22 protein-coding genes are annotated in these 21,041 nt (G+C 39.1%); 15 read left to right on the plus strand and 7 right to left on the minus strand.

Features of this window, described 5'->3' with window-relative positions; genetic code table 11:
* The first annotated feature begins 43 nt into the window (after positions 1-43).
* The 5 genes from CHU_RS05395 (at position 44) to CHU_RS05415 (ending at position 6,038) form a co-directional block, all read left to right on the plus strand.
* On the plus strand, positions 44-3,952 hold the full coding sequence (locus CHU_RS05395) for a cellulase family glycosylhydrolase (RefSeq protein ID WP_011584498.1): 3,909 nt from the start codon (positions 44-46) through the stop codon (positions 3,950-3,952).
* A gap of 193 nt (positions 3,953-4,145) precedes the next feature.
* Positions 4,146-4,661: a hypothetical protein gene (locus CHU_RS05400; protein ID WP_041932209.1), complete on the plus strand. Its 516-nt coding sequence runs from the start codon at positions 4,146-4,148 to the stop codon at positions 4,659-4,661.
* Positions 4,662-4,776: 115 nt separating this feature from the next.
* Complete coding sequence (locus CHU_RS05405; protein ID WP_011584500.1) at positions 4,777-5,097, plus strand: ArsR/SmtB family transcription factor; 321 nt, start codon at positions 4,777-4,779, stop codon at positions 5,095-5,097.
* Positions 5,094-5,597 (plus strand): SRPBCC family protein, encoded by a 504-nt coding sequence (locus tag CHU_RS05410; RefSeq protein WP_011584501.1) that lies wholly within the window; start codon positions 5,094-5,096, stop codon positions 5,595-5,597. Before CHU_RS05405 ends, CHU_RS05410 begins: the two co-directional genes overlap by 4 nt.
* Positions 5,598-5,621: 24 nt before the next feature.
* Positions 5,622-6,038, plus strand: coding sequence for a DoxX family protein (locus CHU_RS05415; protein WP_011584502.1), 417 nt, complete (start codon positions 5,622-5,624; stop codon positions 6,036-6,038).
* A gap of 84 nt (positions 6,039-6,122) precedes the next feature.
* Here the strand turns inward: CHU_RS05415 and CHU_RS05420 are convergent, their stop codons facing one another.
* The gene (locus CHU_RS05420; protein WP_011584503.1) at positions 6,123-6,446 is read right to left on the minus strand and encodes a low molecular weight protein tyrosine phosphatase family protein; all 324 of its coding nucleotides are present in this window, start codon (positions 6,444-6,446) and stop codon (positions 6,123-6,125) included.
* A 372-nt stretch (positions 6,447-6,818) separates the two neighbouring features.
* Between CHU_RS05420 and CHU_RS05425 the strand changes: the two genes are divergently transcribed.
* The gene (locus CHU_RS05425; RefSeq protein WP_011584505.1) at positions 6,819-7,208 is read left to right on the plus strand and encodes a DUF1801 domain-containing protein; all 390 of its coding nucleotides are present in this window, start codon (positions 6,819-6,821) and stop codon (positions 7,206-7,208) included.
* A gap of 8 nt (positions 7,209-7,216) precedes the next feature.
* Positions 7,217-7,807 (plus strand): Crp/Fnr family transcriptional regulator, encoded by a 591-nt coding sequence (locus CHU_RS05430; RefSeq protein ID WP_011584506.1) that lies wholly within the window; start codon positions 7,217-7,219, stop codon positions 7,805-7,807.
* 4 nt (positions 7,808-7,811) lie between these two features.
* On the opposite strand, the gene CHU_RS05435 is transcribed toward CHU_RS05430, so the two are convergent.
* Positions 7,812-8,207, minus strand: coding sequence for a DUF4345 domain-containing protein (locus tag CHU_RS05435; protein ID WP_011584507.1), 396 nt, complete (start codon positions 8,205-8,207; stop codon positions 7,812-7,814).
* A 646-nt stretch (positions 8,208-8,853) separates the two neighbouring features.
* Between CHU_RS05435 and CHU_RS05440 the strand changes: the two genes are divergently transcribed.
* Entirely contained in the window at positions 8,854-9,390 is a 537-nt protein-coding gene (locus CHU_RS05440) for a hypothetical protein (protein ID WP_011584508.1), read from the plus strand.
* 73 nt (positions 9,391-9,463) lie between these two features.
* Entirely contained in the window at positions 9,464-9,865 is a 402-nt protein-coding gene (locus CHU_RS05445) for a hypothetical protein (RefSeq protein ID WP_011584509.1), read from the plus strand.
* A 42-nt stretch (positions 9,866-9,907) separates the two neighbouring features.
* Here the strand turns inward: CHU_RS05445 and CHU_RS05450 are convergent, their stop codons facing one another.
* Positions 9,908-10,975, minus strand: coding sequence for a DKNYY domain-containing protein (locus CHU_RS05450; protein WP_011584510.1), 1,068 nt, complete (start codon positions 10,973-10,975; stop codon positions 9,908-9,910).
* A 209-nt stretch (positions 10,976-11,184) separates the two neighbouring features.
* On the opposite strand from CHU_RS05450, the gene CHU_RS05455 reads away from it, so the two are divergent.
* From CHU_RS05455 to CHU_RS05475, 5 genes are all read left to right on the plus strand, one after another.
* Positions 11,185-11,673 (plus strand): SRPBCC family protein, encoded by a 489-nt coding sequence (locus tag CHU_RS05455; RefSeq protein ID WP_011584511.1) that lies wholly within the window; start codon positions 11,185-11,187, stop codon positions 11,671-11,673.
* A gap of 49 nt (positions 11,674-11,722) precedes the next feature.
* The gene (locus CHU_RS05460; protein ID WP_011584512.1) at positions 11,723-12,451 is read left to right on the plus strand and encodes a hypothetical protein; all 729 of its coding nucleotides are present in this window, start codon (positions 11,723-11,725) and stop codon (positions 12,449-12,451) included.
* 73 nt (positions 12,452-12,524) lie between these two features.
* A complete protein-coding gene (locus CHU_RS05465; protein ID WP_011584513.1) occupies positions 12,525-13,082 on the plus strand; it encodes a Crp/Fnr family transcriptional regulator in 558 nt (185 codons plus the stop codon).
* 69 nt (positions 13,083-13,151) lie between these two features.
* Complete coding sequence (locus CHU_RS05470; protein ID WP_011584514.1) at positions 13,152-14,030, plus strand: alpha/beta fold hydrolase; 879 nt, start codon at positions 13,152-13,154, stop codon at positions 14,028-14,030.
* 161 nt (positions 14,031-14,191) lie between these two features.
* Positions 14,192-14,557, plus strand: coding sequence for a hypothetical protein (locus tag CHU_RS05475; protein WP_011584515.1), 366 nt, complete (start codon positions 14,192-14,194; stop codon positions 14,555-14,557).
* A 295-nt stretch (positions 14,558-14,852) separates the two neighbouring features.
* Here the strand turns inward: CHU_RS05475 and rny are convergent, their stop codons facing one another.
* From rny to pheT, 4 genes are all read right to left on the minus strand, one after another.
* Positions 14,853-16,421 carry a ribonuclease Y gene (gene rny / locus CHU_RS05485; protein ID WP_011584517.1) on the minus strand — a complete coding sequence of 523 codons (1,569 nt, stop codon included), beginning with the start codon at positions 16,419-16,421 and terminating at the stop codon, positions 14,853-14,855.
* Positions 16,422-16,493: 72 nt separating this feature from the next.
* Positions 16,494-16,784 carry a cell division protein ZapA gene (locus CHU_RS05490; protein ID WP_011584518.1) on the minus strand — a complete coding sequence of 97 codons (291 nt, stop codon included), beginning with the start codon at positions 16,782-16,784 and terminating at the stop codon, positions 16,494-16,496.
* 21 nt (positions 16,785-16,805) lie between these two features.
* A complete protein-coding gene (locus tag CHU_RS05495; protein WP_011584519.1) occupies positions 16,806-17,105 on the minus strand; it encodes a hypothetical protein in 300 nt (99 codons plus the stop codon).
* Between the two features lie 97 nt (positions 17,106-17,202).
* Entirely contained in the window at positions 17,203-19,614 is a 2,412-nt protein-coding gene (pheT, locus tag CHU_RS05500) for a phenylalanine--tRNA ligase subunit beta (RefSeq protein WP_011584520.1), read from the minus strand.
* A gap of 316 nt (positions 19,615-19,930) precedes the next feature.
* Between pheT and CHU_RS05505 the strand changes: the two genes are divergently transcribed.
* Entirely contained in the window at positions 19,931-21,031 is a 1,101-nt protein-coding gene (locus tag CHU_RS05505; RefSeq protein WP_041932210.1) for a PAS domain-containing sensor histidine kinase, read from the plus strand.
* The last annotated feature ends 10 nt before the right edge of the window (positions 21,032-21,041 follow it).

Here is a 21,041-nt window from a genome sequence, read left to right on the forward strand (position 1 = left end):
TCTTGCTATACAAATCAGCTTAAAAAGAACCTAAACTATACATATGAATATACGTTCGACTCTGCAAGCCGGGTTAATAACCCTGGCAATGGTCTTTTGCAGCATGCTTGCTGTAAATGCACAAACGACACCCGTTCAGAAATACGGGCAGTTAAAAATTTTCAACGGAAAAGTTTCCGATCAGAACAACAACCCGGTTGTTTTACGCGGGATGTCCTTATTCTGGAGCGGGTATCCGGAAGGAGCACCGTACTACAATGCAACTACTGTTAAATGGCTGCGGGATGACTGGTGTGTGGATGTAGTCCGTGCTGCCATGTCTGTTGAAACAGGATCTTCCAACTACGTAAATAATCCGGCGGCAGAAATGGCTAAGGTGAAAGCCGTTATAGATGCCTGTATTGCCAATGGCGTATACGTAATTGTCGATTTTCATACCCATAATGCCGAAAACTATAAAAACCAGGCAAAAACGTTTTTTACGGAGATCGCAACAACGTATGGCAATGTGCCAAACGTTTTATACGAAACGTTCAACGAACCTATTTATCAATCTTGGTCAGGTACGATTAAGCCTTACCACAATGAGTTGATACAGACCATCCGTGCAAAAGATCCGGATAACATCATTATCTGCGGTACAAGAACATATTCTCAGGAAGTGGATGAAGCGGCAAACGATCCGGTTACAGGAACGAACATTGCGTACACTGTACACTACTATGCAAATTCACACCAGGGTTCATTAAGACAAAAAGTTACAAATGCCTTAAACAAAGGTGTTGCAATTTTCGCTACCGAATACGGTACAACCGATGCTTCCGGTAACGGCGGCTATAACCCGGGCGAATCGCAGACCTGGTGGAATTTCCTTGAAGCAAATAAAATAAGTTCAGCCAACTGGTCTGTTACAAATAAAAATGAAACTTCTGCGGCATTAAAGCCGGGTACAGGCATCAGCAACTGGACAACCAACGATCTTACAGCTTCAGGTGCGCTTGTACGGGCATATCTGAAGGGTAAATGTAATGTTACGGTTACTACAGGATCTGTTACCGTTGCATTTGCAGGAAATAAGATTGTATATGATGCGGGCGAAACAGTTACTATGACAGCTACTGCTACAGTAGCAAACGGTACAATCTCAAAAGTGGAATTCTATAGCGGTACAACGTTATTGAATTCAGACGCTTCGAGCCCGTATACATTTTCAACATCAACGCTTGCATCGGGTGGTCACAGCATCACTGCAAAATCATATGATGCAGCAGGCGCTGTAATTGCAATATCTCCGGTATATGTAATAAGTATTATTGGTGCGTCAAATGTTGCTACAACAGGTATCACCGATCAGTTTGAAAACACAGATCAGTTCTCTGAGTTAACAGGCGGTGTAAATGGTGCAAGCTGCGGTACAGCTACAGCGGCAGCAGCGGCAGGTATCTACTGGTTTGAAGACAGAGATGCTGCTACTCCGTTTAAAGCAGAAGCAACCCGTACAGGTAATGGTACATTACAATACCTTATTTCACAGCCACAGAAGTCATACAATGTAATTGGCTTTAATTTTGGGGAATATTGCCAGGGAACTACAAAACAAAAGTATACACTCGATCTTACACAGAATGCGGTATTGCAGTTAACCGTTGCAGCACCGGCAACCAATACAGCCACGCTGGACCTGAAGTTTCAGATGAAAGATGCAGACGGAACTGTAATTGCTATCAACAAAACATTCTTAACAGAAACAGTTGCTACAAACTGGTATAAATATGAAATCGGTTTCAGCAAAAACCATCTTGCACCCGATTATTTATCTTTGGCACCCGGCACAACAACAAACTTCTCGTTTGATTTCAAAAATACGTTATCGATTAAAAATCCAAACAATCCGAATTTCCCGACCGATATCAATCTGAACAACACGGATTTTGATTTCAGTAAAGTTGTTGAGGTAGTAATTATTCCGGTAAATAAACAGGATACAGGTACTCCTAATTATGATCCGCTTGCATTTACAGACCAGAAAATTATTTTCTCGGGATTAAAACTGGGCAATCCGGCGTTAGGGGTTGATATCTGTACAACACCAAAAGCTGTAACTACAGCAACCAAATCGTATTGCCAGAATGCAACTAATGCAGTAGCACTTACAGCAACAGGTACAGCAGGCCTTACATTGAAATGGTATGCTTCAGCAACTGGCGGGGTAGCCAATACGGTTGCACCGATCCCTTCAACATCTGTTGCCGGTGATCAGACGTATTATGTGAGCCAGGCAGTGCCGGGATCAAGCACATGTGAAGGTCCGCGTACAGAATTAAAAGTTACGATTGTACCGGCAGCAACTTCTGATGCCGGCCAGGATGTGACAATCACTTCAGCAACATCTGCAAGTCTAACTGCTGTGGGTTCTTCAGCGGGAACATGGAGTACATACTCTGTTCCGACAGGAGCAACGGTAACGTTCTCGCCTTCGGCAACTTCAGCTGCTGTTACGGCTAATGGTTTAACTGTAAACGGTACGTACGGATTTGTTTATACCGTTGCCGGAACAGGTTCATGCGCATCAGCAAAGGATTCAGTAGCTGTAACTAAAACGGTTCCGCCGTGCACTACTCCGAATGCAGTTACTCCGGCAGATATTTCTTATTGCAGAGGTTCACTGAACGCTGTCCCATTAACTGCATCTGGTTTGGCTACAGGCAATAAGTTCCAGTGGTATACAAATGCTACCGGAGGTGCCGCATCCGACAATGCACCGACGCCATCTACTACTACTGCCGGCATTACTACATATTATGTAAGCCAGGTTTCAACAACAAATGCCAGCTGTGAAAGTGTACGTTCACCATTAAAGGTAACGATCGTGGCACCGGCAACAGCCAGTGCAGGCAATACAATAGCTATTTCTACAGAAACATCGGTTACATTAACCGGTACAGGTTCTGCAGTGGGTACATGGAGCCTGCTGATCAAACCAACAGGAGCAGGAACGGTAACATTTTCACCGACAACAGGCGCTTCTGTTACCGCAAGCGGGTTAACCGTTGATGGTACATATACATTTACGTATACCGTTCAGGGAACAAGCCCTTGCGGTGCTGTGGCAGCTTCTGTGAATGTAAATAAAACGAGCCCTAGCTGTACCAATCCGGCAACAGCGAATGCAGGAAATAACCAGACAATTTCTACCGCGACATCGGCTACGCTTACAGGTTCCGGTTCTTCCGCAGGTACATGGAGTGTACAGAATAAGCCAGGTGCTGCCAACGTTACGTTCTCCGGAACAGGTGCTTCTGTTACAGCAAACGGATTAACAGCAGATGGTGTATATACATTCGTGTATACGGTAAGTGCTACCAGCCCTTGTGTTGCAGCAACCTCTACTATGACTGTTACGAAAACAACACCTGTCTGTACAAACCCAACAGTGGCAAACGCTGGTATGGATCAGACAATTTCTACTGCCAATACGGTAACGCTTACCGGAACCGGTACAACTGCCGGAACATGGACTGTATTTTCGAAACCAGCCGGAACAACGGTTACAATCACTCCGTCCGGTACTGCTGCAACTGTTACTGCAAGCGGCTTAACAGCTACAGGGGTATACGAATTTACCTATACGGTAAACGGCGTGTCACCATGTATAACAGCATCAGACGTTATGAAGGTTACAAAGTCTACAACAACGGCTATCAATTCTGCTTATTTGAATGATAACATTGAACTGTATCCAAACCCTGTTACTGAAACATTGTTTATTGGAATGGATCGCGTAGAAGGTTCTAAATCGTTAACGGTAGTAGATATGCTTGGTAAAATTGTTTATGCTGCCGATGCTGTATCTATTGCAAATATTGATATGTCTGATTTAAGCAGAGGTATGTATTTTGTACACATCGAAACGGAATCAGGAAAAATAACAAAGTCTGTTATTAAACAATAATAGCATTCCGGGTTTATTATAACCGTAATTGTATTAAATGGCCGCATCATACATTGATGCGGCCATTTTTTTACCTGATCCTGTTTTAAATACATACTGTTTTTTGTATCTTAATAATAAAGATTTTTACTGCTTTTACTGAAAAGGGTAAGCAGCGAATACGTTCTATTCATTTTAATTTGATAACAGTAGTATGAAAAAAATAACCTGCTTTTTATTTTTGTTTGCTTGTATGTATGCAACAACATCTTTTGGCCAGAATGCATTTAAGATTCCATCCCAAAACTGGAGTCTGGAAATTGATCTGAGCGGATTTGAAATTGAAAAAGTAAGCTATTCTCCTGATAGCACCGTACTGCAGGTTTCAGCAACAAATAAAAAAAACAACCTGTCTCTTTCTATTTTTATCGAAAAAACGCAATCCGACGGAGATAAAATTGCCTGCCGCGAATATTACTGGAGTAAATCTCAGAAAAGTCCGCTGGCCAAAGAAAACGTGAAAAAATATGAGACACCAAATCTGGCAATTGTAGAACACGATACAAAGTCATTTAAGGGGCAGGTTGTAAATTTTCATAGTGTGAATGCCTACGCAGCCAATAAAGGCTACTGGATTGATGTACATATTAGTAAAACCGGATATTCCGAAGCGGATAAAGCTATTTTTGAAAAACTGCTGCATTCTATTGCGATCAAAGAAGAAGCGTAGGGGCAGCCCTTACAGTTTCCGGCAATGTATATAAAATATAATCCATAAAGTTTGCGAAACTGAATGGTTGCCTATATATTAGCAACCGAATAGTTTCATATATTGAACATAACTTATGAGAAGAGATGTTTTTCAAGCCATTGCAGATCCTACCAGGCGTGCAATTATTTTATTGATTGCTGCACAGTCGATGACACCAAATGCCTTGGCAGAGCATTTTGATATCAGCAGACAGGCGGTTTCAAAACACCTGCGGATATTAACGGAATGTGAACTTGTGAAACAGGAATATACAGGCAGGGAAATTTACTATCAGCTGGAAGTAAATAAAATGAAAGAAATTGACCATTGGCTGAAGCAGTATAAAAAGATCTGGGAAAGCCGGTTCAATCAACTGGACGATGTATTACTAACCTTAAAAAAAGATAAAAAATGAGAACAGATTTAGCCCTTGATTTTTCTGTCAATAAGGAAAACAAGACCATTACAATTAAAAGAGAATTTGCAGCAGTACGTGCAATCGTTTGGGAAGCGTTTACAAGAGCAGAAATACTGGATCAGTGGTGGGCGCCAAAACCATGGAAAGCTAAAACAAAATCAATGGATTTTAAAGAAGGTGGTACGTGGCTATATGCTATGGTTGGCCCGAATGGCGAAGAACACTGGTCTATTTGTGAATATGCAATCATTAAACCGATAGAACGTTTTACCGGTAAGGATGGATTTACGGATGCAAGCGGAAAGCTTAATACTGAGATGCCGCGATCAAACTGGGATATGCGTTTTATTGACAAAGGTGAGATCACCGAAGTGCAATATCACATTTCCTATGACGATGTAGCACAGCTGGAAGCTACTATACAAATGGGCTTCAAAGAAGGTATTACCATGGCTATGGAAAACCTGGATGAATTACTGGTATCGGGTAAAAAATAATATTCAATTAAAACGAAAAATGCTATGACAGGATTACATGTTGAAAATCAAAAAACGAATACAATAAAAAAGAAAATTCTTTTTGGTGTAAGCCTGCTGTTCGGGCTTTTATTCATTAACGGCGGTCTGAATAAATTTTTCCACTACATGCCTGTGCCGGAAGATATGCCGGAGAATATGGTAAAAGTAATGACTGCTTTCATGACGATTACATGGCTCATGCCCTTGATCGCAGTTGTTGAGATTGTGGGTGGTATTCTGGTGATCACCAATAAATACAGAGCCTTAGGTGCTATTGTGATCTTTCCTGTTATGATCGGTATTCTATTGACACATATTGTCAATGCACCTTCCGGGTTGCCTATGGCACTTGTGCTGCTTGCAGTCAATCTCTGGATGATTTATGAAAACCGTGAGAAATATATGCCGCTGGTGAAATAACATGTCCCGCGCATGCGTAGAGTTAGTAATGATTCTGTAAGCATACCAATAGCTTACAGAATCATTACCTTTTAAGTTACGTAATTAGTTTCGGAAATAACTGTCAACAGAAGTTTGCAGAATTTCGATAAGCTCTTCATCCATATACCGGAAATCATCCGGAATATCCAGTACTACAATTTCCTTATTTGAAAGTTCGTTCTGGAAATTTTCAAACATACGCTGTTTGTGCTTTTTCTCCATTACAAATACTACTTCTGCCCAATCAATAAGCCTGGCTGTTACTTTTATACGTGCAGACGGTTCGGTACCTGCAGACCGTACCGTATACGATGCACTGTTTTTATATATTGTTTCAGCTGTTAAGCTGCGCCGTTTATTACGGCTACATACGAAAAGAATATTCAAGCAAGAATGGTTTTAATACGTATACTAATTTTTTAGCAAGTGCTTCGTGATTGCTTAGTACCAGATAACTAAGCAATACACTGATGCCGCTTTCGTTAAATATACATGTAATTTTTTTCTGATTTAAATGGCAGGCTATCCGCATTGATTGAAGTTTGAGTCATTGACTTGAAAAAGAAAAAAAATAGTTGAAAACAGACCTGGCAGATTCTGGAGTAAGAAATAAGGTTGTTGAAAGTATTCGTTTTATTTGATATTGAATCTGGCAGGTCTTATAAAATTATACTCAAGGTAATTGAAATAAAATATACGATAGACTTATTTGCTTTTACATTGAAAAGCAGGGATATTGAATACATAATAGAATGATTAATGAAACAATTAAATAAGGAAGTGTCTGATTTTTTAGAAGCGCTGAATCATCCGTTGATAAAAGAAATTCAGCTGTTGCGTGAAATTATTTTGCAGGCAGATAAATCGTTGTCTGAAAATATAAAATGGAACGGGCCGAATTATCTATCAAACGGAGCGGATCGAATTACGATGAAAATTCAACCGCCTAAAAACATACAGCTTATTTTTCATCGGGGTGCAAAAGTAAAAGCACAACCCCAGGACAGGCTTATTAAGGATGAATCGGGGTTGCTTGCCTGGAAAGAAAACGATCGTGCCGTTGCAACATTTAAAAATCTTACGGATGTTGAAGGTGCGAAAAAAACGCTAACAGATATTGTTAAAAAGTGGATCGCTGCCACGTCCTGACATAAGGTATGAAAGACGCATTAATAAAATTTATTTCAGGTTTTAATGCCTTTAGCCAGGAAGAAATAATTGCTGTAGCAGAAAAAATGAAGGTTGAGACGTTCAAAAAAAGCACGGTAATTCTGCGCGAGGGGGATGTTAGCTCAAAATGTTATTTTGTTCTGTCGGGCTGTGTACGTCAATATATTCTTGTTGACGGAGAAGAAAAAACGACAGGTTTTTTTACGGAAGGGCAGGCAGCTATTTTATATGCCAGTTATATGAATAAACTGCCGTCAGCATACTATCTGTCTTGTGTAGAAGATAGTACACTGACCACAGGCACACGTGAAGAAGAAGAAGCATTACACACAGAATATCCAAAATTGAAATATCTGGTACATACAGTGATGCCGCAGGATTATGCTAACATGCAGGAAAGGCTTGCCGCAATGATGAATAGTACAGCAGAAGAGCGCTACCTGATGCTGCTGCAAACACAACCTGAATTACTGACGCGTGTTCCGCTGCATCAATTAGCAAGTTATATTGGCGTAACACCGGAATCCTTCAGCAGGATCCGGAAGCGTATTTTGTTAAAAGATAAATCAATCAATTAATCGTTTATTTTTCATCGCGCTGAAAATTTAATAATAAAAGAATACTCAGCATACCAATAACCAGTTCTGATGCGGTTATGAGAACAAGAGATATATTCGGCAGACCATCTATCAATATGCTGATCACGCGGGAGATTCCATAGGCAGAATAGAACAGGCTGGATACGATTAAGGCTGTTCTAGTCATAGCAATACGAAATCCACCGATAAGAATCAGCATTCCTGCAGCTAACAACGTACCGCCGGATGATCGTATTTCGCTTAACAGGTTAACGTTGTCAGTAACAGGAATACCTGCTGAAGCTTCAAAAGAAACAGGAGTAAATAATAACGATGCACCGATGTATATACCTGTCATACCTGCAAACATCAGAAAGAATCTTGTGATTTTTGTTTTCATATTTTTATATAGTTACAATATATACAAAGATGAAAGGTATCCGTTTTAAACAACTTGACTTTGGGTAAGAAATGCCCGGTTGTCTGAAAATAAATGTAACTGCATATTTCTTTAACAGATTCGATATATAAACTGGCAGTCAGTTCATAAATTTTAGATCCGTTTTTAAATTTTACATCATATGCTCACAATAGAACAATTCAGGTCGTGGGCGCTTTCGTTTCCTGAAGCAACAGAAAAAAAACACTTCGAAAAAACGTAATTCAGAAGAAAAAAATATTTGCTACGTAGGATGACGTAAACCGGAGAGCTTGCCTGAAATTGTCCGAAACAGATCAGGATCTTTATTGTTTGCCGGATAAAACAATTATTTATGCGGTAACAATAAATGGGGAAAACAAGGCTGGACACATGTTGAACTGGAAAAAGTAACAGGCCAGATATTCTTTGAAATCCTTAAGACTGCCTATTGTACCGTTGCACCTAAAAAGCTTGCAAAAATGAGGAGCACATTTTAACGGACAGATAAAAGTATGTTATGTGAATGGTATGCAGAGAAAGCCGGGTGCATTAAGAATATCAGATATTGAATTAGAATTTTATCTGAATTTTTATAAATTGTTATATAATTCAGATAATTAATCTCATGGAAAAAATGCCTGTATCCAAGCGTTTTGTAATTATTGTATGCTTACTGATTATAACTATTTATAAGGTTAAGGCACAAAATGTTTCTAATGGATATCAATTATTTCACACATTTGAAATGCCAGAGGAACAGCAATATCAAGGTCCGTGGGAAATTCTGCTGGATTCAGCTACTAATTATTTTTTTATTTCATACACAGGTAAACCGCAAACCTTGTATGTATATGATATGAAAACCTGGAAACTGCTTCATCAGTGTAAAATTGAGATGGCTTTACTGGATATCTCCTTTGTAGATGTTAAAACAAATGCGCTGTTTCTTTTTATAGATCAGAAACATTACTGCGTATTAAAGCTGGATACGTTTGAATTAATTACGTATAAAGTTAAAAACGGAGAGTTTCCGGCGGGATTCAATTCTTTTAATTATGATACACCTGTTTTTGATTATGACGGCGACAGTGCTATTAATAAGAAAAAAAACTATCTGATTAAATTCAATCCGGAAAAAGTTGAAGTTTTTTTGAAAAAATAATAATTCAAACCTTAGCTGTATCCTGGCAGTGATTAGGTTTTCATAAAAAGACGGGTATAAGCTTTTACACGAGATGTTTTTTACTCAAGCAATAGATATAACTACAGAAGTATCGGTTGAAAAATTTAATGCCATTGCTGCTGCAGTTCTGAAGCAGGGGGATCGCAAAACGTATTGTAATAGATACAACAACAGTCCGCATTACCAAATGGATGGGTTTGATCTGTATCTGAATCCTGCTAATCAATTCACGAACTGGTCGGCGGATAAACTTTCTGCAGAAGTTTCCGATTACAATACTATTGTGCTATACGATCAGAGTGCCCAATCTGTATATTATGATCTGCTGCTGAAAGGCGACAACGTTTTTCTTACGTGCAGTGACCAGACAGCTTGTTTGCGGATAAAAAAAATATTTCTTACAACTTACTTACCACAGATCGAACGTGTATTTCAACTGGATAATGTGAAATAAATAATTTATTCATGTGTGCTGGACTGAAGTGAAGCGCATCCATTAATTTGATTTTTGTTCCGCATGCAATATACCAGCCCGGTAGTATTTTTTTCCATCGGTTGCATCAGTTCGTCTGGATTGATCAAAATAAAGGGTAAAGGTTTCCGGATCAGCATCTGCTAATACACGGATTTCATTCAGGTGATAGCTGTAATAATATACCTTGTTTTTATCTTTTGCATACTGTTCGCCGATTACTTCAAAGGTGGCGATATCTGCATCCGGAAAAGGTATTAATGGCTGCTCAGCGCTGTAATGCAGTGCATAGATCTGATTCTTGTCTTTACCAAATAGTTCATCCTGTATGGATATGATTTCAAAACTTGCCGGATCTTTAACAGCAGTAACTTTTATGGAACGTATAAAAACGTTTTTATTATCCTTGCCTGTATTGCCGGGCATGGTTTTGAATGTTGTTCTGTCTGCATCCTGTAATAATGTGTTTTCAAAAAAAACATGTTTTCTGTCATACACATATCTTTCTCCTGCATATTCCAGACTTGCACCATCGGCGCCTTTTATCCGCTGGTTCCATTGATAATACGCATTGTTCTTATCGTGCCAGAAGCTTTTGGTATCATCATGTAAAAGCGGTTGAAATGTAGCAGCATCCGCGGTATCTATTTTTTTTGAATTATAATATACCTGATTTTTATCTTTGCTGTAATATCCTCTGTTATTGAAATGCGTGAATGTCTTCGCGTCAGCATTTTTTAGTTTGCTGCCGTTGAAGTATACGGAGGTATCTGTGATAAAATAGTCATAGTTCGAAATTCCTTTCCAGGTATTGTATAATTGTTTAGGCAGCTGATATAGCAATGAAACCAGCATGCCTGCAATACAAGCTGCGGCGGCCCACCAAATCGGATCGGTTCCGTAAAAAGAATAACCTGTTAGTTTGAGTAACAGAAAGATGCCGGAAGGGTAGATAAAAAACAACATTGCACAAATTATGTATGATTTTTTATTTGCAAAACCCGGAGCAGCAATCATCATAGGTGACATCATGATCATAGCCGGCCAGGGCATACATAAAAATGTCACAATAATAGTTAAGAATATATGCATGAATGATTATTGTAATTCAAGTGATTTCAATACAAGATAGGCAGTCTTTTTATAAATTAAAATTTACACTAAATAGTGCCGGGTATTATGGGGCTTTGACAATAAATTTAATATAAAATGTTGGTTTTGGATTTGAAAGAATGGATATTGAATACGCTATGGGATCGTAAAAACGATCTGGATCTTTTATTTCATCTTACGCTCAAATTATGTCATCTGCCACAACTAATTCAAAAATTATACATGCAACAAGACAGCATGTGTATGAGGCTTTAACGCAAAAAGAAGCATTGGAATTCTGGCTTGCGCCAGATCAAATGACTGGCAAGATACACGACTTTGATTTATCTGTTGGTGGCGGGTACACTATGTCGCTTTTTTATACAGATAATAGCATAAAGGGCAAGACATCGGGGAATGAAGACAGGTATACATCAACATTTATAGAGCTGCAACCGTATGAAAAAGTTGTGCATTCAATTACTTTTCAATCAGAGAAAAAAGAATTTGAAGAGGCAATGATTATGGAAGTGTTTTTAGAAGAAAAAGGAAAAGATGTAACAAATGTGACCATTTTTTTTAAAAATATTCCAGCCGGTATAACACCTGAAGACAATGAAGCGGGTACAAAAGAATCACTGGATAAACTTGCCCGTTATCTGGAAAATAATAATCGTTCTGCTTCTGAAAAGAAATAACATGAAAATTGTTTCACTTAATTAATATGAAAAAGCGGTTTGTTTTTTTGTGTTTCTTTTTTTACTCATTCATGTTGTATCTTTTGCACAGCATGGCAAAAAGGTTGTGTTAGATTTTGCAGGACAATTTCCTGTTGTTTCTCTGCCGGATACTATCCGGTACGCACCACATGAATTTGATTACGGATATTATATCCCGGATGAACAGGAAGAGTACGGTGATGATGCTAATGCACATAATACGGATACGGAAGATCTACAAATTAAAAATGATTTACTGTTTGATTGCCAGAACAGCGTTTTACAGAAATCCGACTCATTACGCATTCCGTATGAATTAGTACAGGATTTTTTATTAACAGATTCTTTAAAAAACATCCGTTACCCTTCAGATGAATCTATAGATCCGGCAGATGCCAGTTATTATTTTGTAAACAGGATAGCAGCATCAAAAAAAAATTATTGCCTGCTTTATGAAATTCAACATGCGTTCAGTAATGAAAAATATTTGTGTACGTTGTCAAAAACAGGAATGCTTATTGATAAAATAAAAGTAGCTTCCGCAAACTATTCCGGAACATCTGTTCAGGGGGATGGATTTCGGATTCTGTGGTTTCCGGATGAAAAAAGTACCATCTTTAAAAACCTGACTATATATTATTTTACAGATGGTATTCAATATGAAACGGATACTGGTACGAATAAAATCCAGGCCGTACCTGATCGCATATATAAGATCGATGGGAAAGGTAACATACAAGCAATAGCACCTCAATAATCATAACGGACAATCTGAATATCCCTCTTATTGTTCACAGTGAAAATAAACAAGATAAAAAAAACATAGTAAAATGATCGAGTTTTTAAAATCGTTACAGATACTTTCTGATAACGAACTTCAAAAAATCAATGCAGTAATCAAAACTAAATTCTTAAAAAAGAATGGATTTCTTATAAAGGAGGGTGCAGTATGTGATGAGATTGCATGGATTAAAACAGGTATTTTACGATCGTATTACAGCAATGTAGAAGGTAAGGAAACCACTAAATGCATTGCGTTTGAAAATGAGTTAACCGCTGCATATTCAAGCTTTATTACACAAGAGCCAACCTTTGAAAATATACATGCATTGTGTGATTCAGAGCTGCTTGTTTTGAAACGCACGGACTTATATGCCTTGTATGCAGGCAGTGCTGAATGGCAAAACGTTGGCAGAATATTGACGGAATTGCATTACATTGATCTGGAGAAACGGACTGTATCCTTTCAAAAACAAACAGGTAAAGAACGGTATGAAGCACTTGCGGCAGAACATTCCAAATACATTAAATTTATTCCGTTAAAACACCTTTCCTCTTTTTTAGGTATTACTCCCCGGCATTTAAGCCGGCTGCGGAACGGATCGTAATTTTATGACAAATGTCTATTTGTTATAACGCGGCTTCGCTTCATTTTTGCATGAAACAACTGAAATGTCATGCGAACAAAATTTTCAAAGAAGAAACGTATTCAGCCTGAATCTTTAAAACGCTATATAGCAGAAGTTAAAGGCGGGATTCAATATGTTGATGAAGGCAAAGGCCCGCCGGTTCTTTTTATTCACGGCGCCTTATCGAATGCAGATACCTGGAGGAAGATCATTCCGCTGATCAGTAAAGAATGCAGATGTATTGCGATTGACCTGCCTATTGGCGGACATTATTTGCCGGTTGCTGATCATGTATGTTTAACACCAACCGGGATTGCAGAATTGATTCGGGAATTTATAGAATATCTTGAACTGGATAACGTTACTATTGTTTCGAATGATACAGGGGGCGCATATGTGCAAGTATTTGCATCCTTGTTTCCTGGGAAAATTAACAAACTGATTTTTTCAAATTGTGAAGTGCTGGATATATTTCCTCCTTCAAAATTTAAATACTTAACATCTGCCGTTAAAATTCCCGGGTTTAATTTTATATTAAGCAGGGTTTTTATGTTCAAAAAAATACTGAAAAGTGAGTTGATCATGGGGTTGTTATCGTTTAAAATAACAACTGATGAGTTATACCATTTATATCTGCATAATTTTATTCAGGATAAAAGGATACGCGCAAACTTTGCATCGGCTGCAAGAGCATGGTCGCCGGTGTATACGCTTGCCGCTGCTGAAAAATTAAAAAACTTTACCAATCCGGTATTGATTCTTTGGGGCAATAAAGATGTTGAACTTTTTCCCTTAAAAATGGGAGAGGCTCTGAAGGGCGTTTTTCCTGATGCGGTACTTGTTGAAATAGATCAGGCACGCACCTATATTCAGGAAGATCAACCGGAACAAACAGCAAAATCGATACTCCGGTTTATTGCACAGTAAATATAGATGTATGCGGTATAGGCATAGCCTGATATGTGAATCATGTAATTTTTAAAAAACATCGTATAAAATATTAGAGCCGTTCGGGATGCATATTTGTTTATACCATTCTTTAATACACAATACTAAAAGATGAATTAAAGAAGTAAAAATCTACAGCTATGAAAAAGAAAACTCCTGTTCCCGTAAAATTACCCGGAGAGAAGGGTAGTGATACTGCACTTGATCTGCCGGGTTATCCCCTGTATCCGCCTGAAGACGATATTTATTACAGAGATGAAAAAACGGATATTGATCCAGAAGATCCTGAAAAAAAGAAAAAAAAACGTAACGAAGTTCCTGAAACAATGAACCAGAAAGATTTTAAAGATGATATGTCTGGCAGTGATCTGGATATACCAGGTACAGAATTAGATGATGCACAGGAAGATATTGGAAGCGAAGACGAGGAAAACAATTACTACAGCCTGGGCGGTGACAATCACGAAGATTTAGAATCCGATACAAGAGAAGAGTACGAATTATAAACGATTTATTTTCTTTTAATCCGATATCAACACAGTAACAGATAAAAAAAGCTACGCTATGAGTTGTTCATAGCGTAGCTTTTTTTATCTGTATATTTATTCTACGAGTATTTTTGTTCTATATGTATTTCCATCTTCATCACTTGATTCAAGTAATAATAAACCTTTGAAAGATGTTTTAATATCGTTGGAATGAAATTCTTCAACTTCACCTAATATTAAAAAAAGAAGCGTCCCGCCATGCAGCGGGACGCTCTTACAATTAAGCAATACGGGAAGTAATGCTATATCTTTATTATTTCGCAAAGTTCACGGCACGCATTTCACGGATAACCGTTACTTTGATCTGGCCCGGATACTGCATTTCTTTTTCAATTTTCTGCGCAATATCAAACGACAGGATACCTGCTTTATCATCCGATACGTTTTCTGCATCAACCATGATACGCAGCTCTCTACCCGCCTGTATTGCGTAACATTTCAATACACCATCAAATGACAGTGCAAGCTGCTCAAGATCTTTCAGACGTTTGATATATTGTTCCATCACCTCACGACGTGCACCAGGGCGAGCACCGCTGATGGCATCACATACCTGAACGATCGGGGAGATAAGACCCGTCATTTCAATTTCATCGTGGTGAGCTCCGATTGCATTGCAGATCTCAGCAGACTCTTTGTATTTCTTGGCTAATTCCATACCCAAAATGGCGTGCGGCAATTCAGGTTCATCCGGATATACTTTACCAATGTCATGCAGCAAGCCGGCACGTTTCGCAACCTTAGCATTCAAGCCAAGTTCAGAAGCCATTGTTGCACATAATTTAGCAACTTCTCTGGAGTGCTGTAATAAGTTCTGTCCGTATGAAGAACGGAAACGCATACGGCCTACCAGACGGATCAATTCAGGGTGTAAACCATGAATGCCTAAGTCAATAGCGGTACGTTCGCCGATCTCAATAATTTCTTCGTCTAAGTGTTTAGCTGTTTTTGTAACAACCTCTTCAATACGCGCCGGGTGAATACGTCCATCCTGTACCAGGCGGTGCAGCGATAAACGGGCAACCTCTCTGCGTACCGGATCAAAGCCTGAAATAATGATCGCTTCCGGAGTATCATCTACAATGATCTCTACACCGGTAGCAGCTTCAAGCGCACGGATGTTACGGCCTTCACGGCCAATGATTTTACCTTTGATGTCATCACTTTCAATATTGAAGATCGATACGCAGTTCTCAACAGCATTTTCAGTAGCTGTACGCTGTAAGGTTTCAATAACAATTTTCTTCGCATCCTTGGTAGCCGTCATTTTAGCTTCGTCCGTGATGCGTTTAATATAAGAAGATGCTTCCGTACGCGCTTCTTCTTTGATGGTATCCATCAATTGCGCTTTCGCTTCTTCACCCGTAAGGCCAGCAATTTTCTCTAATTTTTCGATCTGAGAATGTCTCAGTTTTTCCAGTTCTTCTTTACGTTTGTTCAGAATCTCCAACTGAGAAGAAAGATTTTCACGCAATGAATCCAGTTCAGCTTCGCGGCGTGTATTGGTTTCCATCTGCTTGGAAATGGTCTGTTCGCGTTGCTTGATCTTCTGTTCGTTCTGGATGATCAGGTTTTTCTTTTTGTTTGAATCTTCTTCAAACTCTGTTTTAAGCTTCAGGAAATGTTCTTTTGCTTCAAGCTGTTTGTCTTTTTTTGTTGCTTCCGCTTTTAATTCAGCTTCTTTGATAATCAGGTTTGCTTTTTCTTTGGCTTCTGTTTCCTGTTTTGAAAAATCTTTCTGGAAAATTGCTTTCCCGGCAACAATACCAACACCGATTGATACAACCGCGGTGGCAAGAATATACATAATTAATTCAGACATGGTAATAATTTGGGGGTTTACCCAACCGCAACAGATGGTGTAAAAGGGGACGGCAAATGCAAAAAAGCTTGTTTATAAAGCTAAGGCCTCTGAAAGAATGCGATCTATGTGCTCTATCTTACTCTGAACGATAGTTTCATTGTCCGTTGTGGCTTGATCTGATTTTAATTTATCCATAACTGCATCAAATACAGTCATAGAGAGTAAATCCTGTTTATCGTCAATTCCAAATTGCTCACGGAAATGTTTGAGCTTTTCATTTATTAATTTCCCGGCCACACGGATACGTTCTTCTTCAGAAGCATCCACGCGCATCGGGTAGTCGCGATCACTAATCCTGATTTTTATAGATAACTCACCCATAATAAGGGTATTAAATCAGTTTTATTCTTTGATAAAGGCAATGCATTTGTCAATCTCCTTAATATACTCATTGATTTTAAGCTTCAGCTCAGTTTTTCGATAAGTATCCTCTGCGATTGATGTTACAATTTTACTTATTTTCTCTTGATTATGAAAGTTTCTCACCTCTTCTTCTTTGAGAATAATCTGATTTTTAAGTCTCAGATTTTCAGATTGAAGATCCTTGTAAGAAATAGAAAGTTCTTTGTGCGCATGAGCAAGCTTTAAAGCTTTCGCTTCAAGTGCTTCCAAACGCAATAAAAGGTCTTTCGATCCAGCCATATCTACAAATTAGATAAAATCAGGGAGTTTACCTATTTATCCGGCACACGCACATAAAGTAACTGTGCTGGAAACGGAACTTTCCGTGATTTATTATTTATTTACGGATTATTGTATTGAATTCTTTTTCAATCGATTGCATCAGCTTATTCATTGTCGCTTCAATTACCTGATCTGTAAGCGTTTGTTCGTTATCCAACAGAGTGAAACTCAACGAATACGATTTTTTGCCTTCTGCAATCTGTTTTCCTGCATATACATCAAATACATTGATGTCGGTAAGGATCTTGCGTTCTGTTTTTAACGCCAGTTCTTTAATCTGCTCAAACGTAACAGATGCATCCAGCACCAGCGACAAATCTCTGCGTACTTCCGGGAATTTGGAAATTTCCTTGTACTTGCTTTTGTTCGAATACAGTTCAAGAAGCAGATCGGCATTAAAATCTGCAAACAATACTTCCTGTTTTACATCCGTAGCTTTCAGGGCAGCTTGTGATATATATCCAAACTGAACCAGTTCTTTTCCGGCATGCTTGTAAATAACACCTTTTGAGAATAATGGGTTCGATTCAATTTCCTGCACCTGTGTAACAGCTATGTGCAGTTTTTCCAGTATCTGAACAACGACCGCTTTCATGTCAAAAAAATCAACTGTTTTAGAAGGCGTATTCCAGCTTTCCGCATGTTGATTTCCGGTTATGAAAACAGAAAGACGGTTGTATTCATTGTATTTGGTACCACGTTTAAAATATACTTTTCCCCATTCAAACAACTTTAGATTTTTTTGTCTGCGGTTGATGTTGTACGCAACGGTCTCTAAGCCGGTAAATGCCAGGGAAGGGCGCATGAAGGCCAGTTCTTCGCTTAATTTATTTAAGATTGGTACGGCATCTTCCTGTTTAGAAAGCAGTTCATTGTACGCACCTTTCGTTAATGAATTTGTCAGTATCTCCTGAAAGCCCTTCGCAATAAGGCTCTGGTCGATCAGGTGATGAATATGATCGGCATCTTTGGCCGGGAATTCGGATAAGAAATCAGAACGTAAGCGATCACTCAGCTCAATATTATCGTAACCATAGATACGCAATACTTCTTCGATCAGATCGGCCTCACGCTGCACATCTACGCGGAAAGGCGGAACATCCAGCACCAGGAGATCGCCATTGCGGAAGGCAAGTTTGATATCCAGTAATGCAATAATTTCAAGAATGCGGTCTGCCGGAATTTCTTTTCCGATCAGTTTGCAGATACGCTGGTGTGTCGTTTCAATTCTGAACGGAGGAAATGTTTCTGTATTTGTATCAATGATATCCGAAGATATTTCTCCGCCTGCAATTTCAGCGATCATCGCCGCCGCCTTACGCAGCGCTACTTTCGGCATGTTCGGATCCGTACCGCGTTCAAAACGGAAAGAAGAATCCGTTTTCAGTCCGTGTTTCATAGAAGACGTACGAACTGTTTCCGGATTGAAATACGCACATTCTAAAAAGATATGGCGGGTATTATTTTTAACACCGGAATCCAAACCTCCGAATACACCGGCCAGACACATCGGTTCAGACGTGTTGCAGATCATCAGATCGTTTTCACTCAGCTTGCGGGTTACGCCATCGAGTGTTACAAATTCCGTGTTAGCCGGAACATTTTTAACAAAGATGGTATTTCCTTTTATTTCATCCTGGTCAAAGGCATGCAGCGGCTGACCAAGGCTATGCATCACATAATTGGTGCAATCCACAACGTTGTTGATCGGATTTACACCAATAGAACGTAAACGGTTTTTCAACCATGCCGGAGACTCGGCAACTTTAACACCTTTAATGCTTAGGCCCGTGTAACGCGGACAAGCTTTTGTATTTTCAACCTTAACTGTAATACCGCTGGCTTTAAAACCTGGCTGGAAGTTCTTCAGGTCAACTTTTTTAAGGCTTCTGTTTAGTAATGCACGTAAGTCGCGCGCCACGCCTAAGTGCGAAGCAGCATCGGCGCGGTTTGGTGTTAAGCCGATCTCAAAAATAGAATCAACTTCAATTTCAAAATATTCCTGTGCCGAAGTACCCGGTTTGATGTCTGCATCAATTACAAGGATACCATCGTGTGATTTGCCTATGCCCAGTTCTTCTTCTGCACATAGCATACCTTCAGATACTTCACCGCGGATCTTTGTTTTTTGTATGGGGAACGAATCACCTTCCAGCGGATACATGGTTGCGCCGATTGTGGCTACAACAACTGTTTGCCCGGCTGCCACATTTTGTGCACCGCATACAATATTCAAAGGCGTTTCTCCGCCTACATCCACCGTAGTTTTGCGTAACCGGTCTGCATTGGGATGTTGTTCGCAGGTTAATACCTTGCCGATAACAATGCCTGCTAAACCGCCTTTGATGCTTTCGTATTTTTCTACCTTTTCTACTTCAAGGCCTGAATGGGTTAAAAGTCTTGCTATTTCGTCAGCAGATTCTGTTAAATCTATATAGTCTTTAAGCCAGTTATAAGAAATGCGCATGTAATTAATTCTATGTTATTATAAGTTGCAAAAATACGGAATAAAGTGCGAATTAGATAGTTCGGATCATAGAGTTTTATGGTGCGGGCATAAGTTTTTATCTGCATGAAATATGGCTGCCGTGCTTCCTTTCAATATAAAAATCAAATTTTCAAATAATTATAGGCCTTTGTGTACTGATAACGATCAAAAGGCTGAATGATCTTCGTCATATCGAATGGATTTTCAAATAAGGAATTTTGATATAAAATAGGAACGTTACCGGTCAAGCTTAACTTAAATTTGTAGATTTATAGTGACTTATAGAGAATTATATATGCCTATTAAATCCACGTCCAGGTTCGACTTAGAATCCAGGTACCAAGCTATTATTGACAACGCTGTAGACGGTATTATTACCATTGACGACCGCGGTATCATTGAATCCGTAAATCCGTCTGCCATAAAAATGTTTGGGTATGCTTCAACGGAACTCATCGGGCAAAATATTAAAATACTGATGCCTGAACCGGATCGCGGTAATCACGATAAATACATCGGTACGTATCATGAAACAGGTAAAGGCAAGATTATCGGGAAAGGCCGGGAAGTGATCGGGAAACGTAAAAATGGAACAATGTTCCCGTTTTTGCTTAGTATCAGTGAAGTTATTCTGGAGAATAAAAAGATTTTCACCGGTATCATTCACGATATCTCCGAACTTCGGGAAGTAAAGGAAGCATTGGCCAAAGAACGTGATCTGAGTGAATTGAAATCGCGTTTTGTAACCATGGCTTCGCATGAGTTCCGTACACCGTTAAGCACGATCTTATCTTCTGTATCGCTTATATCCAGATATAATGATCCGAAAGATGAAGACAAGCGACTCAAGCATGTGAACCGGATCAAGTCATCCGTGAACAATTTAACGAGTATTCTGAATGACTTTTTATCGCTGAGCAGGCTTGAAGAAGGCATGGTGCTGAATGATCCGATTGAATTTTCAATTCAGGAACTGCTGTATGAAGTGGTGGATGAAATGAATAGTATTCTGAAAGAAGGTCAGGTGATCAGTATAAGCAAAGAGAACGAAATTCAAAAAGTATTTCTGGATAAAAATTTAGTACGCAACATTATGATCAACCTGGTTTCAAATGCGATTAAATATTCCGGAGAAGGTCAGGAAATACGTATACAAACAGCGGCAACAGAACAGGTATTAAGCATTACAATTATAGATGAAGGTATTGGTATTCCGGAAGAAGACCAGTCGTATTTATTCAGCCGGTTCTTCCGGGCGCACAACGCCACAAATATTCCGGGTACAGGTTTAGGATTAAACATCGTAAAAAAATATCTGGATTTACTGCGCGGGCGCATAGAGTTTACAAGCAAACAGTCACAGGGTACAACATTTATTGTTCAGATTCCTTTTTAAAACAAGCAGT

The organism is Cytophaga hutchinsonii ATCC 33406, assembly GCF_000014145.1.
In the GTDB taxonomy this organism is placed as follows: Bacteria; Bacteroidota; Bacteroidia; order Cytophagales; family Cytophagaceae; genus Cytophaga; species Cytophaga hutchinsonii.